This is a genomic window from Brachyspira hampsonii 30446 (assembly GCF_000316195.1).
GTDB classification, from domain to species: domain Bacteria; phylum Spirochaetota; class Brachyspiria; order Brachyspirales; family Brachyspiraceae; genus Brachyspira; species Brachyspira hampsonii_C.
Genome location: NZ_JH994111.1, coordinates 43,559 through 67,502 on the forward strand (window position 1 = coordinate 43,559; position 23,944 = coordinate 67,502).

Sequence of the window (23,944 nt, forward strand, 5' to 3'; positions counted from 1 at the left end):
ATAATATGTTTGCTTGCTAAAAATTATTAAATCTATATAGTAAAAAGTTATTTTATATAATTTATTTCTATTATATCTAAAGGTAAATCTTCTACTGTTTTGGCATCTGTATCTTTTAATATTTTTATACTGCCGTTTGAAAGCGGATTGTATATAGTATCATAATCATTTTGAGTGAATTTTTGGAATTTAGAAGCAGCCATAGGAAGACCTATACCTTTAACTTTAGCATCGAGTATAACAGATTGTCCGCCTGGGAATTTACCATTATAAAAAGAATCAACAGCATTATAAACAGATTCTCTTATTAATTTTATAGCAGAAGTAATAACAGTAGGAGATTCAAAACTCTGATCAACATCAACCCCTATAACTAATCCATTATTTTGCTCAGCAGCACTCATAACAGAGTTTCCGGCAGCACCTGCAGCAGCAAATATTACCTGTACACCGCTTTGATACCAAGAAGTAGCCAAAGTCTGATTTTCAGGAGCAGCATTGAAGTTTCCTATATATGTATAATTTATTTTTATGCTTCCTATAGGCATATTCATTTCATCAGCAGCATAATTAGCACCCTGTACAAATCCGTAACCGAATCTTATAACAGGAGGAATTGCCATACCTCCAATAACACCTAAATTAGTATAGCCTTCTTTTACTATAGCGTAACCTGCTAAAAATCCTGCCTGTTCCTCAGCATAAAGTACAGAATAAACATTTTTCTCTATTCTAAAATCAGTATAAGTTCCGTCTTGAGGAACACCGTCTAAAATTACAAAACTTACATCCGGGTGATTATCCTGAGATTTATATATTGCAGTTTCAAATAAATAATTAGGTGTTATTATTAATTGAGCACCGGCAGATACTGCTAAATCTATAGAATCAATATATCCTTCTGTAGTTTTTTGAGCAGGCTGATAATATTTATATGTTTTTCCATTTTCTTTAGCATATTGAGTTAATCCTTCCCAAGCTCCTTGATTAAATGCTTTATCATCTATTGTGCCTTCTGTAATTAAAGCTATTTCATATTTTCCAGATACAGTATTTTTAGAGCATGAAGCAATAAATATAAAAGAGATAATAATTATTATTAAACTGAAAAATTTTTTCATATTTTAATTTCCTATAATATAGAATTTAATTAATATAAGTAATTTTTACTAAATTCAAAGTCAATTTTTCTACGCTTTCAGCATCATTATCTTTTAATACCTTAATAGTTTTTTTAACAAGAGAGTCATATATGATATTATAATCATCTTCTGTAAAAACTTTAAATTTTGAAGTAGTCATAGGAAGCCCTACGCCTTTAACCTGAGCTCCTAATATGCTGGTTTTTCCTCCGCTGAAATTCCCATTATAATAAGAGGCAACCGCATTGTAAACAGATTCTCTTATTAATTTCATAGCAGAAGTTATAACAGAAGGAGATTCAAAACTCTGATCAACATCAACACCTATAACTAATCCGTTATTATTTTCAGCAGCACTCATAACAGAATTACCAGCAGCACCTGCAGCAGCAAATATTACTTGTACTCCGCTTTTATACCAAGAAGTAGCAAGAGTTTGATTTTCCGGAGTAGGGTCATAATTACCTACATAAGTATATTTTATATTAATAGCATCTTTAGGCAGCTTTGATTCAACAGCAGCATAATCAGCCCCCTGCACGAATCCGTATCCGAATCTCACTACCGCAGGGTGAGCAACGCCTCCCATAAATCCTAAATTAGTATATCCTTCTTTTACTATAGCATAACCTGCCAAAAAACCTGCTTCCTCTTCAGAATAAAGAATTGCAATTGTATTGGACGATGTTTTATAATCTGTATAGGTTCCGTCCTGCGGTTCTCCGTCTATTAATATAAAATTAACATTTGTATAAATATCCTGTGCTTTATAAATTGCAGGTTCAAACTGATATCCAGGAGTTACTATTAATTTAGCACCGCCTTTAACTGCAAGGTCTATAGTATTTAAATAAGAATCTATATCTTTATCAGGAACTCTATAATATTTATAGCTTATACCATGATTTTCAGCATAATCCTTTACGCCTTCCCAAGATCCCTGATTAAAAGATTTATCATCTATAGGTCCTAAATCTATAAGTACAGCTATTTCAAAGCTATTTGTATCTTTATTTGCACTTTTAGAGCATGAGAATACAAATAAAGAAATGATAAATAAAACACATAACACTATTTTTTTAATCATAATTACTTCCTAAAATTATTTTTTATTATTTGTTTTTTTTTTGTTATTATTTTTTATCTTTGTCTATTAAAATTTTAATAGATTCTATTATTAAATCTATAGCTTCTTCTCCTGTATAATTTTTGGGATCATCGATATTATTTTTTACTCTCTCCTGATTATGTAAAACAAGCATAGCAGCTCCGGTTCGTACATTTTTTGCAGCCCCCACAGCAAAAAGTGTAGCAGACTCCATTTCAGAAGCTAAACAGCCTGCTTTAATATAACTATCCCACTTATATAATAATTCCTTATCCACAGCCATACTTTCAGGTGCATGCTGAGCATAAAAAGCATCTTTGCATTGTACAACACCTACATGCGTTCTTGTTTTTATTTTATTAGCACCCTCAATCATAGCTTCAAGAACATCTATATTAGGTATGCATGGGAATTCTTTAGGTATATAATTATCCATTGTGCCGCCGCCCTTTATAGCTCCATTAACTATAACAACATCACCCGGTAAAACCTCCATATTCATACCTCCGCATGTGCCAACACGAATGAAAGTATCTGCTCCGATTTTGATAAGTTCTTCTAAAGCTATAGCAGTGGAAGGTCCTCCTATACCATGCGAAACAGCAGAAACTTTAACCCCGTTTATATATCCTGTGTAAGTAGCATATTCTCTGTAATCAGCTATTAATTTTGCATCTTCAAATCTTTTAGCTATTTTGACGCATCTTTTAGGATCCCCCGGCATAATGATATATTTTCCTACATCACCTTTCTTTAATTTTAAATGATGAACTAGATTTTCATTTTCCTGATAATAGGCTTTTGGAAACATATTTAATTACCTCTTTAGTTATTGCTTTCAGCTTTTTTGTCTTTTTCATGTAACAGCACTACAGCCTCTAATGCAGTTAATATCATATTTTCTATATTATCATTATATTCTAAATGAGTACCCATTCTCTCTATCATAGTATTTTCTACTATATGCATTATTCCGCCAGCACGAACCTTTCTTAAAGAAGCACAAGCAAAAAGAGCAGCACATTCCATTTCGGAAGCTATAGCACCGCATAATGTATAGTATTTAAGATTATTTTCAAACTTTTCTCTGAAAAAAGAATTCTCCGGCTCTAATTCTCCGTAAAAACAGTCCTTGCTATGAACAACCCCTATATGATAATTGGCATTCATTTTTTTAGCGGCATCTCTCAATGCGAACATAACATCAGTATTTGCAATAGCAGGGTATTCAAAAGGTATATATTCTCTTGTAGTACCTTCATCTTTGATTGCAGCCTGAGCTATTGCCAAATCATTGGGCTTTACTTTGAGGCTAAGTCCGCCTGCAGTACCAACCCTTATAAATGTATCGGCACCTACTTTAATAAGTTCTTCCATAGCTATTGAAGCGGAAGGACCTCCTATACCTGTGGAAGTTACAGATACATCTACTCCTTTATATTTACCTGTTACTGTTACATATTCTCTATAATCAGCTTTTAATTCTGGATTATCTAAAAAATTGGCAATATATCCCACTCTTTTAGGATCACCGGGAAGAAGTACATATCTTGCAGCATCTCCTTTCTTCAATTTTATATGATATTCAAGAAGATTATTTTTAAATGCCTCTTCATCATAGAATGCTTTAGGTTCTTTTTGCTCCATAAAATTACCCCAAATAATTATTTCAAGATTTTTGAGCTTTTACTATAGCTATACCGCTGCTTGTACCAAGTCTGTTTGCACCAGCATTTATCATTTTTATAGCATCTTCATAGGTTTTTATGCCGCCTGAAGCTTTAACTCCCATTTCTTTGCCTACAGCTTCACGCATAAGTTTTACATCATGCTCTGTTGCTCCGCCTGTAGAAAATCCTGTAGAAGTTTTAACAAAATCTGCTCCGCATTCTTTGGCTATTTTACATGCTAATACTTTTTCTTCATCTGTAAGAAGACAAGTTTCTATTATTACTTTTAATACGCTGGCATGGCATGCATCTCTTACTTTTTTTATGTCTCTTTCAAAAAGATCTATTTTTTTACTCTTTAGAAAGCCTACATTGATAACCATGTCTATTTCATCAGCACCGCTATCTACAGCAACCTTTGTCTCATAGGCTTTAGCTTCTTTCATCATAGCACCCAAAGGAAAGCCCACCACTGAACATACTTTTACATCTGAATGCAGAAGAAAATTATAAGCTACATTTACATAAGCCGAATTTACGCATACAGAATAAAATCCGTATTCTTTTGCTTCTATGCATAGTTTTCTTATATCATCTATTGTAGCTTCTGGTTTGAGAATGGTGTGATCGATTAATTTATTTATGTTATTCATTTTTTCTCCTCTTTTTATATGATATAAAACATTCTTCTATTTGTCAAATTTATATCTATATATTATTAGTATATAAATTAATTTCTTTAAATCACAATAAAGATAAAAATAATAAAGATTTTTGTTATTTATAGTATAAATTACAGCACAAAATTTAAGGAAGTTCTTTAATTCCAAGTTCTTTTAAGAAGCCATTATGCTTTAATTTAGCATTTTTTATTTCTAATTCTATATTTTCAAGTTCCCCTATAACATCATCTATATTTATTATTTCTTCTTCATCTGAAGTATTTACATATCTTGAAATATTAAGATTATATCCGTTTTTTTCTATTTCTTTCATAGATACTCTGCGGGAATATTTCTTATTATCTTCTTTTCTATACTGATATGTATCAACTATTTTATCAATATGTTCATCTGAAAGTATATTCTGACGCTTTCCTTTTATAAATTCATTGCTGGCATTGATAATAAGCACATCATCGAATTTTTTGCATTTTTTAAGCACCAATATACAAACAGGTATACCAGTAAATGCAAAAAGATTGGAAGGCAAACCTATAACAGCATCAATATTTCCATCTTGTAAAAGTTTAGTCCTGATTTTTTCTTCGGATCCTCCTCTAAATAATACACCATGAGGAAGTATAATTGCCATAGTACCCTCATTACTCAAAAAATGAAATCCATGAAGCAAAAATGCAAAATCTGCTGCCGATTTAGGGGCTAAGCCATAATCTTTAAATCTAAAATCATTTTCCATATCTTCTTTAGGCTGCCATCTATAACTAAAAGGCGGATTTGCTACTACTACATCAAACAGTATTTTTTTGGCAGGATTCATCTCGCTTAAAATATCCCATTCATTTAATAATGAATCGCCATGAAAAATTGTAAACTCAGAATCTTTTACTCCATGCAAAATCATATTCATTCTTGCAAGGTTATAAGTAGTGATATTTTTTTCCTGTCCGTATATCTGTCCGAAATTATTTTCTTTGAATTGTTTTCTAACATTTATAAGCAAAGATCCTGAACCGCATGCGAAATCAAAAATATTGTTAATTTTAGTTTTCTTGCCTTTACTTGGATCCTGACAGTCAAGCACAACAATACGGGAAAGAATAGTAGAAACAGGCTGAGGCGTATAGAACTCTCCTGCCTTTTTTCCAGAACCTGCAGCAAATTGAGCTATCAAATACTCGTAAGCATCTCCCAAAATATCAGTGTCATTTGAAAATTGAGAAATACCATCTGCAATTTCTGTGATAATAGAGCTTATAAGTTTATTTCTTTCTGTATAACTTCTTCCTAATTTTTCAGAGTATAGATTTATCTCAGAAAATAACCCACTGAATGTACTTTCAAAAGATTCATTTTCAATATGTTTAAAACCGCTTACCAATGTATTTAAAAGCTCTTCATTTTGAGTTTTTGCTAATTCATATATATTTCTCCATAAATATTGAGGCTTTATCACATAATGTACTTTTCTTCTAATGTCTTTTTCAAATAAATTTATGCTATTTAAATTTTTAATATACCATAAAATAAGAGGCTGCAAAGTATTTGATGAAAGCATTTTAGTATAATCATCAGCCCAATTTTCTCTAGCTTTTTTTATCTTTTCTTTATCTTTTTCATCTTCATTTAAATTCAATTTTGATAGCGGTATAGTTTTAGAATATTTAAGTATAATTTTTTTTAGCTCTTCTATATATCTGTCATTATTATTTTTTACAGCCTCATTTTCAATTTCATCATAATCTTTTCCAAGAAGAATTTTTACAGCTTCTTCATACTTGTCAGATAAATATTTTAAGAACAAAAAAGAAAGCATATAATCTTTAAAATCATCAGCGTCCATTGCCCCTCTTAATTTATCGGCTATAGCCCATAAAATAGCCCCCAACTGTTTTTTTTGCTCATCACTCATCTTTTTTCTCCTATTTTTATTATCAATTATATTTTTATTTAATTGATTATTCATACTCCTCAATACTCTCCATATCAGGAAAAAGCCCCTGCATCAAAGCCTTTTTATGTTTAATTAAATTGTCTATTCTTTTAACCTGACTGTCAATAATGCTGTCAATAGAAGCCAAGCAATCAGCGATTTTTTGTTGTTCTTGAAAATTCTTTGGAATATAAAATGACAAATTTAAAATATCTTCTCCTCTAAGATTAGCAATAGAACCATTGCCGCCACTTAATATAATGTCTAATTTTTTTTTATATAAATTTGTCTGAAATAAATATCTAGTAATATTTAATTTACTTCTAAATATTCCACAAAAAGCCCCAACTGTAATATCTCCACTATACATACCATCATAAAATGAAGCTTTTCCAACTAAATCTCTGCTCCCATTTGCCATACAAATAGTTATATCTCCTGTAATTAATTTTTGTTCTTCTTTGCAAGGCTTTTGTACATATTGTAATCCATTTTTATAGTCTGTAATTCCCATTGGAATAATATTATTAGACCTTATAATTAATAATTTGGAAGTATCATTTGTTGTATCTTCACCCTTATAAGAAAATCCTCTTATAAATTTACCTATTTCAGATAGTTTTTTATTTTCCCATTCTCCTGAGTCTTTAAACTCCGCAAATCTCAATTCTGGAATGGAAGAATCTTCAGATGGAAAAAGTTTCTGCATTAAGGCTTTTTTATATTTTTTTAAAACCTCTAATTTTCTTTTCTCAGCCTCTATAAGCTCATCAATAGAATCCAAACAATCGGCAATTTTTTTCTGTTCTTCTAAGCTTGGTAAAACAATAGGTATATCCCATAAATGTTTTGTATCAAAGTTTAAAGAACCATGAGCACGTCCTCCTACTTCAATATATTTTCTTAGCCAATAACCATGATAATTATTATAAAAAAGGTAATTTAATATATTGGGATAATATTGTTTATCAGTAATTCTAAAACAAATAAAAATACTATTTGGGACTGCAGCAATATCATAATTGTTTAGCATAGATATAAAGCCTTCAGGAAATTGTTTTGTGGCACTTTTATTATAAGCAAAATCGTATTTTCTAATTACAATATAATTTTTATATGAATTTCCAGCTATTTCTCTTCCAAATTTTTCTGTTTGAGATATTAAACCAATACCTGATGTAACACTAAGGGGAATATATTTATTTTTTCCTGCTTTTTCCTCAATAACTGAAGATATTTTGCCTAAATTTGTAATATCCCAGCTAGGAGAATTTTTGAATTCCTGAAAGCGAAGTCTTGGAACTAATTTATTCTTCTTCATAAATACTTAATCCTTTAATACTTCTATCTTTAGAAAGTTTTTTCAATATCGGTAAAATATCTTTCATTATGGCTTTCTCTTTAGAACTTCTCTCTATCCAGCCTAAATTTAATGGGGAGACCAAATCTGTTAATGAATCCTCATTAAGAACAAGCATATCTGAAGTGTGGTATACAAATGTTTTAAGTGCTTCATTGTCTATACCATGTTTTTTAGCTATAGCATTTATCTCTTCATTATTCTTTTTCTCTTTAAACTTATTATAATTTTCTTTTAATTCTTTTTCGCTTAAAGGTTTATTATAAGTAAGAAGATTTATATATTCTTTGAGATCTTCCTGTTCATCAAGCATACTTGTTGTAGAGGATAATAATTTTATTATATCTTCTTTTGCTGCTTTTACTTTTTCTACATTTTGGCCTGTCATTTTTGATATAAGAGACATTATATAATCATAATCTATAATATCATTGGCAAATAGTATATATTCAAAATCTGTTTGCTCAAATGTTTCATCATTTTCGCCATTTTCAATATGATCTCTATTTTGTTTTTTTAGTCTTTCTGCCACATCGATATACATACCTGAAAATGCTTTAAAAAGATTTTTTGACATGCATTTTTCTATTTTCTCGGCATCTTTTTCTTCTATATTCACATACTGTTCAATATAGTTTCTTATTCTTCTTATCTCTTTAAACTTATTAATAAATTCATATCTGGCATCATCGCCTTTTAAATTACTTATCTCTTCAGGTTTAAAATCAAGTTTCTTTGATTCCATAAACTTTTTTAATTCATTGACAGCATTATTATATTCTTCTGCCATTTCAAATGCCTTAGGAGTAAGCCATATTTCTTTTACTGTTTCGCTATTTTCATTTCCAGAAAAAAGTGATATAGCCTCATCAACAGCCTCCTTTTGATATCTAAAATCGAGTATATTTCCATAAGGTTTTAAGCCATTTAAAATCCTGTTGGTTCTTGAAAATGCTTGTATTAATCCATGATGTTTTAAATTCTTATCAACATATATTGTATTTAAATATTTTGAATCAAAACCTGTTAATAGCATATCAACTACTATTGTTATATCTATTTTTTTATTATGCGGATAATCGGCATTGCTGTATTTTTGATTTTTTATTCTCTCCTGCACATCTTTATAATATGCATCAAAATTATTAATATCATAATTAGTATTATATTGTTTATTATAATCATCTATAATATCGCTTAATGCTTTTTTCTTTTTTTCAGGATCTTTTTTATTATCTTCTTTTTCCTGCAAAAGATCCTCTTGAAGCTGTTTAACATCTTTATTGCCTTCAGCGGGAGGAGAAAACACGCAGGATATATTTAGAGTTTCAAAATCATCATTACTTTCTTTATATTTCTTTTGCTGAGACTTAAAAATATCATAATATTCAATAGCTTCATTAATAGAAGATACTGCAAATAGGGCATTATATTTTCTATAAACAGTTACTTTATCATGGCTTTCTAATATTTTATTTACAATGGAGGTTTTATTCTGATATTTATTTGCTACTTTATCATCATTAGGACCAAAGTATTGAATATTAAAACGCAAAACATTATTATCATCAATAGCATTTGTGATAGTATATGAATGAAGTTCTTTTTCAAAAATATCTTTTGTTGTGGCATAAGTGCCTTCTGTTCCGTCTATCTTTTTATAATTAGAATTTTGTGCAAAAATAGGGGTTCCTGTAAAGCCAAAAAATTGTGCCTTTGGAAAGAAGTTTTTAATGGTTTTATGATTTTCTCCAAATTGCGAACGATGACATTCATCAAATATTATAACAACTCTTTTATTAGAAAGCGGTGATAAAAGTTCTTTGTATGTAGGAAGTCCAATTTTCTTCTTACTTTTATTTCTTTTACTATTTTCATCGAGTGCTAATACTAATTTTTGTATTGTAGTTACTATCACTTTGTTTTTTATATCATCAGAAATAAGCCTTTCCACTAGATTTTTTGTATTTGTATTTTCTTCTACACAGTTCTCTTGAAATTTATTAAACTCTTCTCTTGTTTGTTTATCTAAATCTTTTCTGTCTACAACAAAAAGACATTTTGCTATATTTCTATTATCTTTCAATAATGTTGAAGCTTTGAAAGATGTTAAAGTTTTTCCGCTTCCTGTGGTATGCCAAATATATCCGTTTCCTCTGTTTTGTTCTATACAGTCTATTATAGCTTTTACAGCATGTATTTGATAATAACGCATAAGAAGTAATTTTTTTTCTGTTTCCATTAAAACTATATACTTGCTTATAAATTCACCTAATGGGCATTTTGATAAAAAAACCTCAGCAAAGTCATGTAAATATGTAATTTTTTTATTTTCTTTATCAGCAAGATAATGTATATCTGTAAATTCTTCTTTAGCATTAAAATTAAAATGTTCATTGTTGTTGTTTGCAAAATAATATGTATTGCTCCTATTACTCACAATGAAAATCTGCACAAAACACAATAAAGAATTAGTAAATCCATTGCCTGCATCTTTTTTATATTCCACTATCTGTTCCATAGCTTTTTTAGGTGAGATATGAAGAGTTTTTAATTCTATATGCACAACAGGTATGCCATTAATAAGTATTACAACATCATAACGATGATTACTATTTTCTGTATTCATACGAAGCTGATTAGTTACTTCATATTCATTTTTGCACCAATCGGTTGTATTTACAAGAGTGTAATCTAAAACAGTATCATCATCTCTTTTTAAATTATTTTTTTCTCTTAATATTTTTGATGCAGAAAATACATCTGAAGTTATAATATCTTCTTTTAATCTTGAAAACTCATTATCACTTAATTTAACTTTATTAAGATTTTCAAAATGATTCCTGAAATTGGCATCAAGAGACATTCTATCTCTTATATCATTTCTATATGTATATTTTAAATCTATAAGTTTATTAATAAAGTCTTTTTCTATTTTTGTTTCACATTCAATTTTTTCTTCCATTTTTTACATACCTTTTATTTGCAGTAAATATTTATTGAAAAATCGTTATTAGTATTAATAAATTATATATTAAAATTGAATATTATACCATAATTATTGATATAATACCATTTATTTGAAATGATTATAATATTGAAATTGATATTTTGTAATTTTTTATAAGAAATAAAAAAGCAAGTGCCTAAACACCTGCTTTTTATATCATTATGATTTATTTACCTACTACTTTTTTTATAGCCTCTATAACTATATCCTGTTCTTCTTTTAAAATATCATTATCTATAGGCAAAGCTATATTATGTTTGGAAGCGTATTCAGATACAGGCATATCACCTTCTTTGTATCCTAATTTTTTTACTAAAATAGGAGCCAAATGTATAGGATGCGGATAATAAAGTGCTGTAGGAACTCCTAATTCAGCTAATTTTGCTCTTACCTCATCTCTGTTATTTTCTACCTGTATAACATACTGGGCATGAACACTTTGAGTATATTCTGCTATTTTAGGTACTTTTACTATATCTTTGAGTTTCTCATTATAATACTCAGCTGCCCCTCTTCTATGTTTCATGTCATCTTCAAAACCCTTAAACTTCTCAAGCAAAATACCAGCCTGCATATTATCAAGTCTTCCTGTAGTACCTAATTTTACATGATTCATGCCGCCTTCATCACCATGATGGCGTAATTGTTTGAGATTTTTGTAGAATTCTTCATTATCTGTAAATACCATTCCTCCGTCGCCGAAACAGCCCAGAGGCTTAGCTGGGAAAAATGATGTTACGGCAATATCTCCTAATTTTCCGGAGCATGATTTTATATTTTTATAGCTTGCTCCAAATGACTGACATGCATCTTCTATTACAAAAATATTATTCTTTTTAGCAATATCAAGTATAACATCATAATTGGCACATTGACCGAATAAATTTACAGGTATAATAGCTGCTGTATTTTTATTTATTAAACTTTCTAATTTTTTTACATCCATATTAAAATATTCATCAATATCGCATACCCTCACTTTCATACCTAAAAATGAAGGAGCTTCAGCAGTAGAAAAGAATGTCATAGCAGGTACTATTACCTCTTTTTGAGAATGATCCTCACCAGCATTAAATCCCAATGCCAAAAGAGCAAGAACCAAACCAACATGCCCAGATGAAACTCCTACAGCATATTTTGCCCCTGTATAATTTGCTAATTCTTTCTCTAAAGTATCTAATTCTTCTCCGAATACAAACTGACTTCTCTCTATGATAGAAGATATTCTTTTGTCAATAGCTTCTTTTCTTTTTTCATATCCTCTGTAAAGATTCATATATTTCATAAAAAGTCCTTTATATAAATTATTAAAATTAAATATAAAATTTATATAAATTGTATTCAAATTATAATTATTGTCAATAGATTTATTAAAAAAAATATTATTAATAGTAATATTTTAAAAATACAGGTTAAAAATCCTTGAAATCCATATTTTATTTTACTATACTATAGAGTAATTGATAATAAACTGATAATAATAAGAACAAGCGGAAATTGATTATGAATATGTATGTTAAGGATTGTCCTAAGCGAACAGAAAAAATATTATTTATGAAAAAAATACCAAGCGATAAATCATTAATACCAAAAATTTCTAAAGATTTTTTGGATATGCTTCATTCAAACGGCATAGAACAATGCGATGCACTGCAGGTAGCATTTGAAGAAGCTCTTACAAATGCCATAATCCATGGAAATAAAAATAATCATGATAAAAGTGTGTATTTAAATATTAATATAGATGATGAGAAAATAGAAATTATAATAGAAGATGAAGGCGAAGGATTTGATTATATTTCGGCTATGATAGAACTTACAGAATCTCAGGATAATATTTATAAAGACAGCGGAAGAGGGATATTTCTCATATCTTTATATACAGATGATTTTTATTTTGAAGATAGTGGAAGAAAGATAGTAATAATTAAAAACAGAAATTGATTTATTTTTTATATTTATTACTTGGCTAATATAGCTATGAAATTTACAAATAACGCACGGTGAACGGCATTTTTTATTATAATTAAATTTGAATTTTAACATCATTAATATTTATAGTTTAGCTTATCGTGCGTTGAGTGCCATAATTTTTTTAAATCAGCTTGGGCGGGGTGCTATATTTTATTAATAGATAATAAAGAAATGTAAAATTCATATTTCTTAGCAGATTAAAAAATTAAAAGGGCGGGGTATGTAATTAGACTATAAATTTAGTATTATTTATAATCTAATTTCTGCTAGGAATTCCAAAAGGTATTCTTAGTTTTACTATTGTACCAGCACCTTCTGAACTGTCTATATTTATAGTTCCTTGCATAGTATCAAGCAAATCTTTTACAACAGATAAGCCAATACCCATTCCGCCGTACTCTCTTTCAAATCTTGAATCAGCCTGATAAAATGGTATGAATACTTTTTTTAATTTGCTTGGTTTTATTCCCTTTCCTGTATCCTTTACTATTATCTCAATTTCATTTGGTATTATATTTTTCATAGTATGATAATTAAATAAGTCAGGCGAGAAATCAAGCTCTTTTTTTTCTATAGTATCTAAAGTTCTTACATTTATAGATATAGTTCCGGATTTTGTAAATTTAAAGGCATTTGATATTATTCCTTCCATAATAAGTCTGAATCTTCCTTGATATCCTATTAATGTGATGCAGTTTTTTTCTACATTTATATCTATATTAATATCTTTTGGATAAATAAATTTGTATCCTTCTATAATAATATTAAGTTCTTCTTCAATATTAAATTCTGATACATATTTTGAACTTTCATCATCTTTCAATGCTATTTGTATAAGGTTGTTATTAGTATCATAAAGTTTTTTAATGCTTCTTGAAACTATATTAAAGAACTCCTCTCTTTTTTCTTCTGGCATATTATTTTTTTTAAGGAGATTAATATATCCCATAATTTCTGTAAACGGATGTCTTAATTCATGAGAAACAGTAGCTTTGAATTCCCTTATCAATCTATTGTAATGTTCAGCACTTTTTTTTAGAGAATTTATTTCATTTAATAGAGACTGAAGCCTTTTTTGAAGTATTAAATTATGATTTTTTTGATGTTCATATAATATAGAGAAATAAAGTCTGTGAAGTCCTATTTCAGTACCCGCATTTTTTATTACACCTTCTTTGCACCATCTCATAGCTTTATCAAACGGCACGAAAAAAGATTCTATAGTTTCTTCCATAACAGAACCGTCAGTTTTAATTTCTTTTACCGGAGTTAATCCTGTTATATCGCATGTTGCAATATTAATTCTTTCTGTAATAATGCCTGAAGAACTATAATATCTATGTCCTAATACATTTATCTTTTTTAAATCTACATTATACCCTGTTTCTTCTTCAAGCTCTCTTTTGGCACATCTTTTTATTCCCTGATTAGGATTCTTTTCATTGATTTCATCTTCTTCGAGCATACCAGCAGGAAATTCTAAGAAATTCATAATATGTTCATCAATTTCCTCATAGTTTTTTCCTGTCATTACTTTCTCCCTATAATAAACAACCGGTCTGAAAGTGCTTATCATAAGAACCTGTATTTGATTGTCTATATAAGTGTATGGAACTATAATAACAGCATCTCTTCCTTTTCTATTTATTATATCGCAGTTATATTCCTTAGAAAAAGTTCCATCATCATATTCATTTATAGCCATAAACCTCTCTAAATTAACAAATCCTGTATCTAGTTGTATAGGGGGAGACTTACGAAAAAATTTGGTATTTTTTACTTTTTTTGTTTTTTTATCATTAGGCATAAATTAAATCTCTTTAAAAGTTATTTTATTTCAGCAATAATAAATCAGCATAAAATTATACTATAATAGCTATTATTATATGCTTGTTTATTGTATAAATAATTTATTCTGTAAAAAAGTTATTCTTTTTTTATTACTTTTATTAATGTTATGACATTACCTTTTTTATTGAATTTTACTTCATCAAAATATGATTTAATCATCATAATTCCTCTTCCGCTTTCACGGGCAAATCCGTCATTATTTATTTTTTTTGCTTCCTGTTTCGGTTTAAATCCAAGTCCCTGATCTTTAACTGCAATAATAATATTATCATCTTCTATTTGCAATGTTATTTCCACATGTGTGTTTTTAGCTTTATCAGTTTTTAGAAGTTCTTTTAATTTTTTATGATAAACATTTTTTTTAAGCCAATTTTTTTTGGTTTCATATAATATATTAAGATTTCCATGCTCAATAGCATTCATAATCACTTCATATAATGCAGCAGCAAATAAATCCATTTCATTATTTGGTATGTATTTTTTTACTTCAGCAGACAAATTTTCTATTAATGGAGTAATGTCTTCTAACTTATTCTCAAGTAAATACTTTTTCATAAAATTATTATATCATTAAATAATATAATATCAAATTTATCAATTATATTCATTTTTTTGAAAGAACTTTATGTGCTTGACAAAACTAAAATCGTATAGTATAATACTTCCGTATATTTATATGAATTTTTTTTATGTGAAAATGATTAATAAAGAAATATAATCTTTAAGGAGACATATATGAAACGAACTTATCAGCCAAGTAAGCTGCGTCGTGCTAGAAAATTCGGATTTTTTAAGCGTATGGCAACTAAACATGGACGCGATGTCTTAAAACGCAGAAGAAGAAAAGGTAGATATCGCTTAACTGCAGCAGATGAGTAAAATATCAGGCAATTATTAAGCAGTACTTATTGGAAAATAGTTACAGGAAATTCTAATTGAAATTATATAATAAAGAGCGTTTAAAGCACAGAAGTGATATATCAGCTTTTTTCAATAATAGCAGCAGTGTTAAAAGAATTTATAATTCTAAATACACTATGCTTTTATTAGAAAATAATCGCTCCTATTCTAGGTTCGCTGTAACTATAAAAAGAAATAAAACTAATTCCGTAGGCAGAAATAGAGCTAAGAGGATTGTTAGAGAAATATATAGAACTCAAAAAGATAAAATTCCTACTGGGTATGATTATTTTATTATAGTTAATAGGTTTGATAATTATAAGCTGCCTTCATTTGATGATTATAAAAGAGACTTATTAAAATTATTTCAGAAGGTTTTACATATATGAAAAATATTATTTTATTTTTGATTTTTTTGTATCAGAAAGCTATTTCCCCTTATTTAAGACCTTCCTGCAGATATATACCTTCATGTTCTGAATATGCTAAACAGGCTGTCATTAAGTATGGACCTATAAAGGGTAGTTTTCTTGCAATTGCCAGAGTACTGAGATGTAACCCTCTAGCAAAAAAAATATATGATCCTGTGCCATAGTATTTTTATATGCTAGACCATCTTCCTTTTTTAATTGCTTAAAGAATTCTTGTTTGTATATAATTGATTTAAGGAGCTTAAACATTTTATGAGCAATAATAAAAGAATGGTTATAGCTATTGGACTTTCCGCTATAATAATGTTTCTATACATGTTCTATCAGGCAAAAACTATGAAGCCTGTTTATAACTCTAATGTAGGCACAAATTCAAATGCTGTTAGTAATAGCAATAATACAGATTCTGTAAATCTTCTATTGAATACCGATCAAATGCAGAAAATAGAAAAGATAGAAAACACAAATGCAGTAATTAATAATAATGAAAAAATACTTGAAAATGAGTATGTTATAGCAACTTTTAAAAATGGTTCTTTATATTCATATAAATTAAAAAATTATTATCCGCAGGATTTAGGGGCAGATGCTACCAATGAAATTATTGATATGGTGGAGCAGGTTTATGAGGGTATTTATCCTTTTACAGTAACATTTCAAAATCTATCCAACTCCATAGCAATACCTGAAAATTTGAATTATCAATTATTAGAAGAAGATACTGATAAAGTTTCATATTCAGCTGATGCTGTTATTGATAATACAAAAGTGAAAATAATAAAAACTTTTGCTTTTGGAGAGGATCCTTATCAGCTGCAAAACTCTGTTACTATAGAAAATATAGATGAGAAAGATCTCTCTTTATTCTATTCATATTTCTTAGCTACAGGTATAGGTCCATACAGAACAGATAAAAATGCTGTAAGGGAAGATGCTACAAAAGCTCAGTACTTAATAAAGGGAAATGGTAAATCTAAGATATTATTAACAGGGGATATAGTAAAAGATAATATATTATCCAGATTATTTGGTTTTGGTTCTTCTTCCGGAGCAATTAAAACTAATCAGTTGAAATATAATATATATGAAGGTCCTGATAAATGGGTAGCTTTAAATAACAGGTATTTTGCTATTATTTCTTCTCCTGCACAGTCTAATAATACAGTTTTTGAAACTATGACTTTTTCTAAACCTTCAACTAATGAATATAGAAATGATTTTCATTTGGCAAATTTAGTTTCTAAACACAGTATTAAAAGCGGTTCTTCGGTAACAGATACATATTCTGTATTTATGGGACCAAAAATAAGAAGTATATTTTCAAAATATTATTTAGAAGAGTCTTATGAATCTATATTTCAGGAATCTTTCTTAGGTATTAATTTAAGACCTTTAACATATATATTAGATGTCATGCTTAATGCTTTATATAATATTACAAAAAATTATGCTTGGGCTATATTATTATTTACACTGCTATTTAAAATAATAACATTCCCTTTGAATAATGCCTCTTATAAATCTATGAAGAAAATGCAGCTTGTCAATCCTAAAATAGAGCGTATAAGAGAACAATATAAAGACAACCCTGATAAATTAAATGCAGAGATAATGGCTATTTATAAGAAAGAGAAGATTAATCCTTTAGGAGGATGTCTTCCAATGCTTCTTCCATTCCCATTATTAATAGCATTCTTCTATCTCATGCAGTCTATGGTTGAACTTAGAAATACGCCTTTTTTGTGGATAACAGACTTATCTTCTCCGGATAAATTATTTGTATTTCCTGCAGGCATACCAATATTAGGAGGATTCAATTTTAATTTATTTCCTATAGTAATGGCAATAACTAGTTATTTGAGTATGAAACTTCAGCCTTCATCTTCAGCTGCAGGAGGCGGAGCTGCTGCTGCTCAAATGAAAATGATGACAACTATTTTTCCGCTTATGATGCTTCTTATGTTCTATAATTTTGCAAGCGGACTTGCTTTATATTGGACTGCACAAAATGTATTTGGAGTAATACAGCAATTTATAACATCAAAATTGGATAAATCTAGTGCAAGTGAGGTTATTGAAGAAGAAGAAAATAAAACATATTCAAAAAAGAAAAAAGAAAAAAAGTAAATAGTTTTTAGCAAATTAAAAGTAATATTAAGATATTACTTTTCATATAGAAAGGAGGATACTATGTTAGTAAAAGAGTTTAGTGGCAAATCAGAAAAAGATGCCGTTAGTAAGGCATTAGAAGAGCTTAACCTTACAGAAGAGCAGGTTAGAATTGAGGTAATAGATAAGGGTAAACGAACATTGTTAGGTTTTGGAGAGGAATCTCCTACTATTATAAGAGTTTATTATGAGGAAATTTCTACGAATTTGGGTGAATTTCAATCTATAGTATCTAATATATTAAAGTATATGGGAGTTGAAGCTGAAGTTACTGCTAAAGAAGAGAGTGAAAAAAGAATTTATATTAATATTTCTACGGAGGATTCTGGAGTTTTAATAGGTAAAAAAGGTGCTACATTAGAGGCTTTACAGTTCATTATATCATTAATAGCTTCTAAGAAATTTAATGATGATGCTGAAAGGCATATTATATTAGATGTTGATGGATATAGAGAAAGACGCGAAGAAACACTAAAACATATAGCCCGTCAAGCTGCTCAGCAGGCTAAAAAGACTAGAAGAGTTGTAGCTTTAGATCCTATGTCGCCTTATGAAAGAAGAATTATACACTTAGAATTACAAAATGATAATGATGTCGAAACTAAGAGTGATGGTGAGCCGCCATACAGAAGTGTTAAGGTATATTCAAAAAGAAAAGGCGGTTATAATAATAAGAGATATAATGACAGAGGCGGTTATAATAAACCATATTACAGAAACAGATAATCTTATATGATTTTAATGGGGCTTTTTAAGCCCCATATTTTTTATTGTATTGAAATTTTATTCTAATTCCCCGCCCACTATGCTTGGCAATTAATTTGCAAACTTTTGTTTTCATTTTCTTTATAGCTATAATCTAAAAAGCATGCCCGCCCTAGCTTGTTTAAAATATACAGCTTTCAAAAACGCACGGTTAGCTATTCTAAACATATAAATTAATTAATCATTCAAATTAAATTATATAATAAAAATCTTTTCACCGTGCGTTGGGATAAGCAGCAAATTTAATAAAAACTTGGGTGGGTTGTTCTTTTTTAATTTTAGCTTAAAAAGAAAAAATAATTAATATTTGCAATGAAAACAGTAAATATATAGGGTGGGGAATTAAATGAAGCTGTATAACAAAGGGACTTAATTCAAGCCCCTTTGTTTTTCATAAGTAAATATTATCTGTCATTATATCCATTAGGGTGATTCTTATGCCAATTCCATGCAGTTTGTACTATGGTTTCCAATGAGTCTATAGTAGGAGTCCAGCCCAAAACTTCTTTTGCTCTTTTACTGCTTGCTATAAGTTCTGATGAATCTCCTGCTCTTCTAGGACAAACTTCTGCAGGTATAGGATGTCCTGTTACTTTTCTAGCTACTTCAATAACTTCTTTTACGCTAAATCCGTTTCCATTACCTAAATTGCATGAAACACTTTTACCGCCATTCTTTAAGTAATTCATAGCAGCAATATGTGCTAAAGCTAGATCGCATACATGTATATAATCTCTTAAACATGTTCCATCAGGAGTAGGGTAGTCATCGCCGAATATTTTTATTGAATCTCTTTTTCCAAGAGGTACTTGAAGTATTAATGGTATTAAATGTGATTCAGGTTTATGATCTTCTCCAATATGTCCGTCTGGGTTAGCACCTGAAGCATTAAAATATCTTAAAGCTACATAGTCAAAATCATAAGCTTTACTATACCAAGAAAGTATTTTTTCTAATGCTAATTTACTATCGCCGTAGGGATTAGTAGGCTCTTTTCTGCAGTCCTCTTCTAATGGTATTTTTTCAGGTTCTCCGTAAACTGCTGCTGTAGAAGAAAATATAAAATTCTTTACTTTTGCTTTAAGCATAGCATTAAGAAGATTAATTGAATTAGATACATTATTATAATAATATTTAGCTGGATTTTGTACACTTTCACCAACTTCTATATAAGCACATAAATGCATAACAGAATCTATATCATGACTTTTAAAAATTTTATCAAGTAAATCACTATCTCCTATATTTCCATGATAAAAATTTTTGCAGTCTTTAATAGCATCTTTATGTCCATATTCCAATGAATCTATTATAACAGTTTCGATATTCTGATTTAAAAGTTCATTAACTACATGTGAGCCTATATATCCGGCTCCTCCGCATACTAAAACAGCCATATTAATACTCCAAATTAAAAGTTTTATTTATTATTATATAAGTAAAGTATAATTAAATTATAAAAAAAGTCAAAGAATTATTGTTATAAAATAAAATGTCAATATTTGATTATAATTAATATTAGATTTGTTTCAAAAATAATTTTATTTATTAATTGTGAAGTAGACGGTAATAATGATGAAGTACTTCTAGAGAAGTAGTCCTGAAGCTATATCCTATATAATCTCGGACACTATTTGTGAAAGACTGCATATTTATATATTAAATAATAAATTATTGCAACATACAAAATATTATTTTTATAATTGATAAATCATGAAAGTTTTATATATAATCTTATCAAATGCTTTTTAAACAAGTCTATTTTATTTTTTTTATATATAAGATATAATATATTAATATTACTTACTAAATAATAAACAATAAAGATAAGGGAGTTTATATGATTTATACTTTAACACTAAATCCTGCAGTAGACTATTATATGGATATGAATAAATTTGATGAAGGAGAACTAAATAAAGTAAATAATTCATACACTTTAGCAGGAGGAAAAGGAATAAATGTTTCTAAAGTATTAAAAAATTTTGGTATAGAATCTGCTGCTTTAGGATTTTGCGGAGGTTTTACAGGTGATTATATAAAAGCAGATTTAAATAAATATGGAATCAAAGATAATTTTATTTCTCTTGCAGAAGATACTAGAATAAATGTAAAAATAAAAACAGCAAAAAAAGAAACTGAAATAATGGGCAAATCTCCTAAAATATTGCAGGAGAATATAGATGAGATGCTTTATATTATAGATAATAATATTCATGATAATGATATATTAGTTCTTTCTGGAAGTGTGCCTAGTTCTGTGAAAGAAGATATTTATAAAGATATCATACAAAAAACGAAATCAAAAAATAATGTAAAAGTAATATTGGATTCAAGAGAGAATGCTTTTAAAATAGCGGTGAAAGAAAATGTTTTTCTTACAAAACCAAATATAAAAGAATTATCTGAATATTTCGGAAAGGATATAAAAACTGTATACGATATCATAACTTATGCCAAGAAATTAGTAGAAGACGGAAGTGAAAATGTTATAGTATCATTGGGTAAAGATGGTTCTGCTTTAGTTAATAAAGACGGCTCTTATATAGGAAATGCTCCTGAAGGAAATCTCATTAGTTCTGTTGGGGCAGGAGATGCTATGGTAGCTGGTATTGTATATGGTATAAGCCAAAATTTAAATATACTTGATTCATATAAATATGCTATAGCTTCAGGAACTGCTACTGCTTTCAGTGAGGGGCTTACTACATTTGAAAATATGAATAATTTATTGGATAAGATTGAAATAAAAGAGATTAATTTAAAATAGAAAAAATTATTTGTTTTATTGATTTTATTATTTATTTTATTGCAGCAGAAGGCTTAGTTTTTTAGCTTTCTGCTGTTTTTATTTTAATATGTAAACTAAAATCGTTAAAAATTTTTTTTAATTTTATATTTATTATTGATTTTAATTGATAAAACTATCATAATATAACTATAGAAAAGTAGATGGAGCTTTTTATGAAAATAGTAAAACGAATCATTATTATTATGATCTTTATCAGTTCTTCTTTATTGTATTGCGAGTATTATGCAATAGGTGAATGGCATTTAGTTGAAAAAATAGATCCTATAACAGATGAAAAAGAAATTTCTATTTTTATAAAAAAACAAGAAGAAAATAGTTTAAACTTCAATACTTTGATGATAAAAGTAAACAGCAATTCCATTAATATAAATTTATATACTCCTTCTTTAATTTTTAAACAGCGTTTGAATGAAAATGATAAAATAGATATTATATACAGATTAGGTAAGAATGAGCCTAGAAATACATCATTAAATAAATACGGTGAAACTGAATTTTATTCATTAACCAATTCTCAAACAGCAAGTCAGCAAAGTATAATTTTACTTAAAGAATTATTATATAATAATTCCTTAGCTGTTAGAGCTGTAGAAACTATAGGCAGTGCAAAATATACATACACTTATGTATACGATTTGCAAAAATTAAAAGATATCCTATTGTATGCTGATTTAAGCAGTACTATATTAGAAAATTATCAATCAGAATTTGAATCTATAGTTGAAAATCAAATATCTAAAGATGAAAGTTCTAAAGATTCAGAAATATTAGAAACTCCTAAAACTAATCATAAAGATAATATATATATGATAGATGATATTAACTACGAAAAACCAATTATTTGATACTATTGAATATTCTATTTCTTGAAGCATGGGCTAAAGCTATAGCTACAGCATCGGCTGTATCATCTTGAATAATATTAGAACCTGTAAAAAGATTAACCATTTTCATCATTGCATCTTTATTGGCATTTCCATTTCCTGTTATTTGAGATTTTACTTCTTTAGGTTTGTATTCTTGAAATTCTATATTATTTAAAGTGAGAGCTAATATAATAACCCCTCTAGCTTCAGCAACTTTTATTGCTGTTTTAGTATTTTTTGAAAAAAACAGTTCTTCTATTGCAGCATTGCTTGGATTATACTTTTTGATAAGAGTATCTAATTGAGTATATATAAATGAAAGTCTTTGATTATATTCTTGATTTTGAAAAGTTTCAATAAGCCCGGAATTTACTATTTTGTATGATGAGTTTTTACTTTCTATAAAAGCATAACCGCATCTGGCAAATCCCGGGTCTATTCCTAAAGTTATCATAAAGATATTAATTGCTTTTGATTATTTATGATAAAATATTATTCTTCTATTAAGTTATCAGTAATTTCTAAGTTAGTAGCAACTGCTGAAACATCATCATGATCTTCAAATAAACCTATGATTTTCATAACTTTTTTAGCATCATTTTCTGCTATAGTCATAGTATTATCAGCAACGCGTACTATTTCAGCACTTTCAGGTTCAATGCCTTTAGCTTTTAGAGCATCAACTATAGAAGATAATGCCTCCATAGGTCCAGTGATAGTAAATACTTCTTCATCTTGTTCTATATCTTCAGCACCGGCATCTAAAACTATATCCATTAAACTCTCTTCAGTATTTCCAGCAGCAGGTATAATAACAACTGCTTTTTTCTTAAACTGCCAAGAAACTGCACCATTTTCTGCTAAGTTTCCGCCGTTTTTACTGAATATAGATCTTATTTCAGCAGCTGTTCTATTTTTATTATCTGTAGCAACATCCACTATGATAGCGACTCCTCCTGGAGCATAACCTTCATAAGACATCTCTTCAATATTAGCACCTTCGCCTGCACCAGCACCTCTTTTTATGGCTCTGTCTATATTATCATTAGGCATGTTAGTACCTTTAGCTTTTACTATAACCATTCTTAATCTAGCATTCTGGTCTGGGTCTGGGCTTCCGCCTTCTTTTACTGCGATTGTGATTTCTTTTGCTATTTTTGACCAAATTTTACCTTTTTTTGAATCATTCGCGGCTTTTTTATGTTTAATACTAGCCCACTTGGAGTGTCCTGACATATTACACCTCTATTTATTAGATTTTTTATTTATAGAT

Annotated in this window: 22 protein-coding genes; 8 read left to right on the top strand and 14 right to left on the bottom strand. The window is 28.7% G+C overall.

Going from position 1 to position 23,944, the window contains the following annotated elements:
• Positions 1–47 precede the first annotated feature (47 nt).
• From A966_RS05035 to A966_RS05075, 9 genes are all read right to left on the bottom strand, one after another.
• Positions 48–1,121, bottom strand: a complete 1,074-nt coding sequence (locus A966_RS05035) for a BMP family lipoprotein (RefSeq protein WP_008723235.1) — start codon at positions 1,119–1,121, stop codon at positions 48–50.
• A gap of 25 nt (positions 1,122–1,146) precedes the next feature.
• Positions 1,147–2,229, bottom strand: a complete 1,083-nt coding sequence (locus A966_RS05040; protein WP_008723238.1) for a BMP family lipoprotein — start codon at positions 2,227–2,229, stop codon at positions 1,147–1,149.
• A gap of 46 nt (positions 2,230–2,275) precedes the next feature.
• Positions 2,276–3,061, bottom strand: coding sequence for a nucleoside phosphorylase (locus A966_RS05045; protein ID WP_008723240.1), 786 nt, complete (start codon positions 3,059–3,061; stop codon positions 2,276–2,278).
• 14 nt (positions 3,062–3,075) lie between these two features.
• A complete protein-coding gene (locus tag A966_RS05050; protein ID WP_008723241.1) occupies positions 3,076–3,897 on the bottom strand; it encodes a nucleoside phosphorylase in 822 nt (273 codons plus the stop codon).
• Positions 3,898–3,919: 22 nt separating this feature from the next.
• Complete coding sequence (gene deoC, locus A966_RS05055) at positions 3,920–4,573, bottom strand: deoxyribose-phosphate aldolase (protein ID WP_008723244.1); 654 nt, start codon at positions 4,571–4,573, stop codon at positions 3,920–3,922.
• A gap of 154 nt (positions 4,574–4,727) precedes the next feature.
• Positions 4,728–6,566 (bottom strand): type I restriction-modification system subunit M, encoded by a 1,839-nt coding sequence (locus A966_RS05060; protein WP_008723245.1) that lies wholly within the window; start codon positions 6,564–6,566, stop codon positions 4,728–4,730.
• A complete protein-coding gene (locus tag A966_RS05065; RefSeq protein WP_008723248.1) occupies positions 6,559–7,854 on the bottom strand; it encodes a restriction endonuclease subunit S in 1,296 nt (431 codons plus the stop codon). The genes A966_RS05060 and A966_RS05065 overlap by 8 nt, the downstream gene beginning before the upstream one ends.
• Entirely contained in the window at positions 7,841–10,858 is a 3,018-nt protein-coding gene (locus tag A966_RS05070; RefSeq protein WP_008723250.1) for a type I restriction endonuclease subunit R, read from the bottom strand. Before A966_RS05070 ends, A966_RS05065 begins: the two co-directional genes overlap by 14 nt.
• Positions 10,859–11,069: 211 nt before the next feature.
• Positions 11,070–12,188, bottom strand: a complete 1,119-nt coding sequence (locus tag A966_RS05075; RefSeq protein WP_008723252.1) for a DegT/DnrJ/EryC1/StrS family aminotransferase — start codon at positions 12,186–12,188, stop codon at positions 11,070–11,072.
• Between the two features lie 218 nt (positions 12,189–12,406).
• Here A966_RS05075 and A966_RS05080 point away from each other — a divergent pair, with 218 nt between their 5' ends.
• Entirely contained in the window at positions 12,407–12,847 is a 441-nt protein-coding gene (locus tag A966_RS05080) for an ATP-binding protein (protein WP_008723254.1), read from the top strand.
• Positions 12,848–13,133: 286 nt separating this feature from the next.
• On the opposite strand, the gene A966_RS05085 is transcribed toward A966_RS05080, so the two are convergent.
• Positions 13,134–14,684, bottom strand: a complete 1,551-nt coding sequence (locus A966_RS05085) for an ATP-binding protein (RefSeq protein ID WP_008723255.1) — start codon at positions 14,682–14,684, stop codon at positions 13,134–13,136.
• 119 nt (positions 14,685–14,803) lie between these two features.
• A complete protein-coding gene (locus A966_RS05090) occupies positions 14,804–15,283 on the bottom strand; it encodes an ATP-binding protein (protein WP_008723256.1) in 480 nt (159 codons plus the stop codon).
• Between the two features lie 180 nt (positions 15,284–15,463).
• Here A966_RS05090 and rpmH point away from each other — a divergent pair, with 180 nt between their 5' ends.
• The 5 genes from rpmH (at position 15,464) to jag (ending at position 18,954) form a co-directional block, all read left to right on the top strand.
• Complete coding sequence (gene rpmH / locus A966_RS05095) at positions 15,464–15,607, top strand: 50S ribosomal protein L34 (RefSeq protein ID WP_008723263.1); 144 nt, start codon at positions 15,464–15,466, stop codon at positions 15,605–15,607.
• Positions 15,608–15,663: 56 nt separating this feature from the next.
• Entirely contained in the window at positions 15,664–16,017 is a 354-nt protein-coding gene (rnpA, locus tag A966_RS05100) for a ribonuclease P protein component (protein ID WP_008723265.1), read from the top strand.
• Positions 16,014–16,223, top strand: coding sequence for a membrane protein insertion efficiency factor YidD (yidD, locus tag A966_RS05105; RefSeq protein ID WP_008723267.1), 210 nt, complete (start codon positions 16,014–16,016; stop codon positions 16,221–16,223). Before rnpA ends, yidD begins: the two co-directional genes overlap by 4 nt.
• A gap of 88 nt (positions 16,224–16,311) precedes the next feature.
• Positions 16,312–18,186 (top strand): membrane protein insertase YidC, encoded by a 1,875-nt coding sequence (gene yidC / locus A966_RS05110; protein WP_008723270.1) that lies wholly within the window; start codon positions 16,312–16,314, stop codon positions 18,184–18,186.
• A gap of 63 nt (positions 18,187–18,249) precedes the next feature.
• Complete coding sequence (gene jag, locus A966_RS05115; RefSeq protein ID WP_008723273.1) at positions 18,250–18,954, top strand: RNA-binding cell elongation regulator Jag/EloR; 705 nt, start codon at positions 18,250–18,252, stop codon at positions 18,952–18,954.
• 443 nt (positions 18,955–19,397) lie between these two features.
• Here jag and galE read toward each other — a convergent pair whose 3' ends face one another.
• Complete coding sequence (galE, locus tag A966_RS05120) at positions 19,398–20,390, bottom strand: UDP-glucose 4-epimerase GalE (RefSeq protein WP_008723274.1); 993 nt, start codon at positions 20,388–20,390, stop codon at positions 19,398–19,400.
• Positions 20,391–20,833: 443 nt separating this feature from the next.
• Here galE and pfkB point away from each other — a divergent pair, with 443 nt between their 5' ends.
• Together pfkB and A966_RS05130 are read left to right on the top strand one after the other, a co-directional pair.
• Positions 20,834–21,763, top strand: coding sequence for a 1-phosphofructokinase (gene pfkB / locus A966_RS05125; RefSeq protein WP_008723276.1), 930 nt, complete (start codon positions 20,834–20,836; stop codon positions 21,761–21,763).
• A 194-nt stretch (positions 21,764–21,957) separates the two neighbouring features.
• The gene (locus A966_RS05130; RefSeq protein WP_008723278.1) at positions 21,958–22,650 is read left to right on the top strand and encodes a hypothetical protein; all 693 of its coding nucleotides are present in this window, start codon (positions 21,958–21,960) and stop codon (positions 22,648–22,650) included.
• On the opposite strand, the gene ruvC is transcribed toward A966_RS05130, so the two are convergent.
• Positions 22,643–23,125, bottom strand: coding sequence for a crossover junction endodeoxyribonuclease RuvC (ruvC, locus tag A966_RS05135; protein WP_008723279.1), 483 nt, complete (start codon positions 23,123–23,125; stop codon positions 22,643–22,645). The genes A966_RS05130 and ruvC overlap by 8 nt on opposite strands.
• A 38-nt stretch (positions 23,126–23,163) precedes the next feature.
• Positions 23,164–23,907 (bottom strand): YebC/PmpR family DNA-binding transcriptional regulator, encoded by a 744-nt coding sequence (locus A966_RS05140; protein WP_008723281.1) that lies wholly within the window; start codon positions 23,905–23,907, stop codon positions 23,164–23,166.
• Positions 23,908–23,944 lie beyond the last annotated feature (37 nt).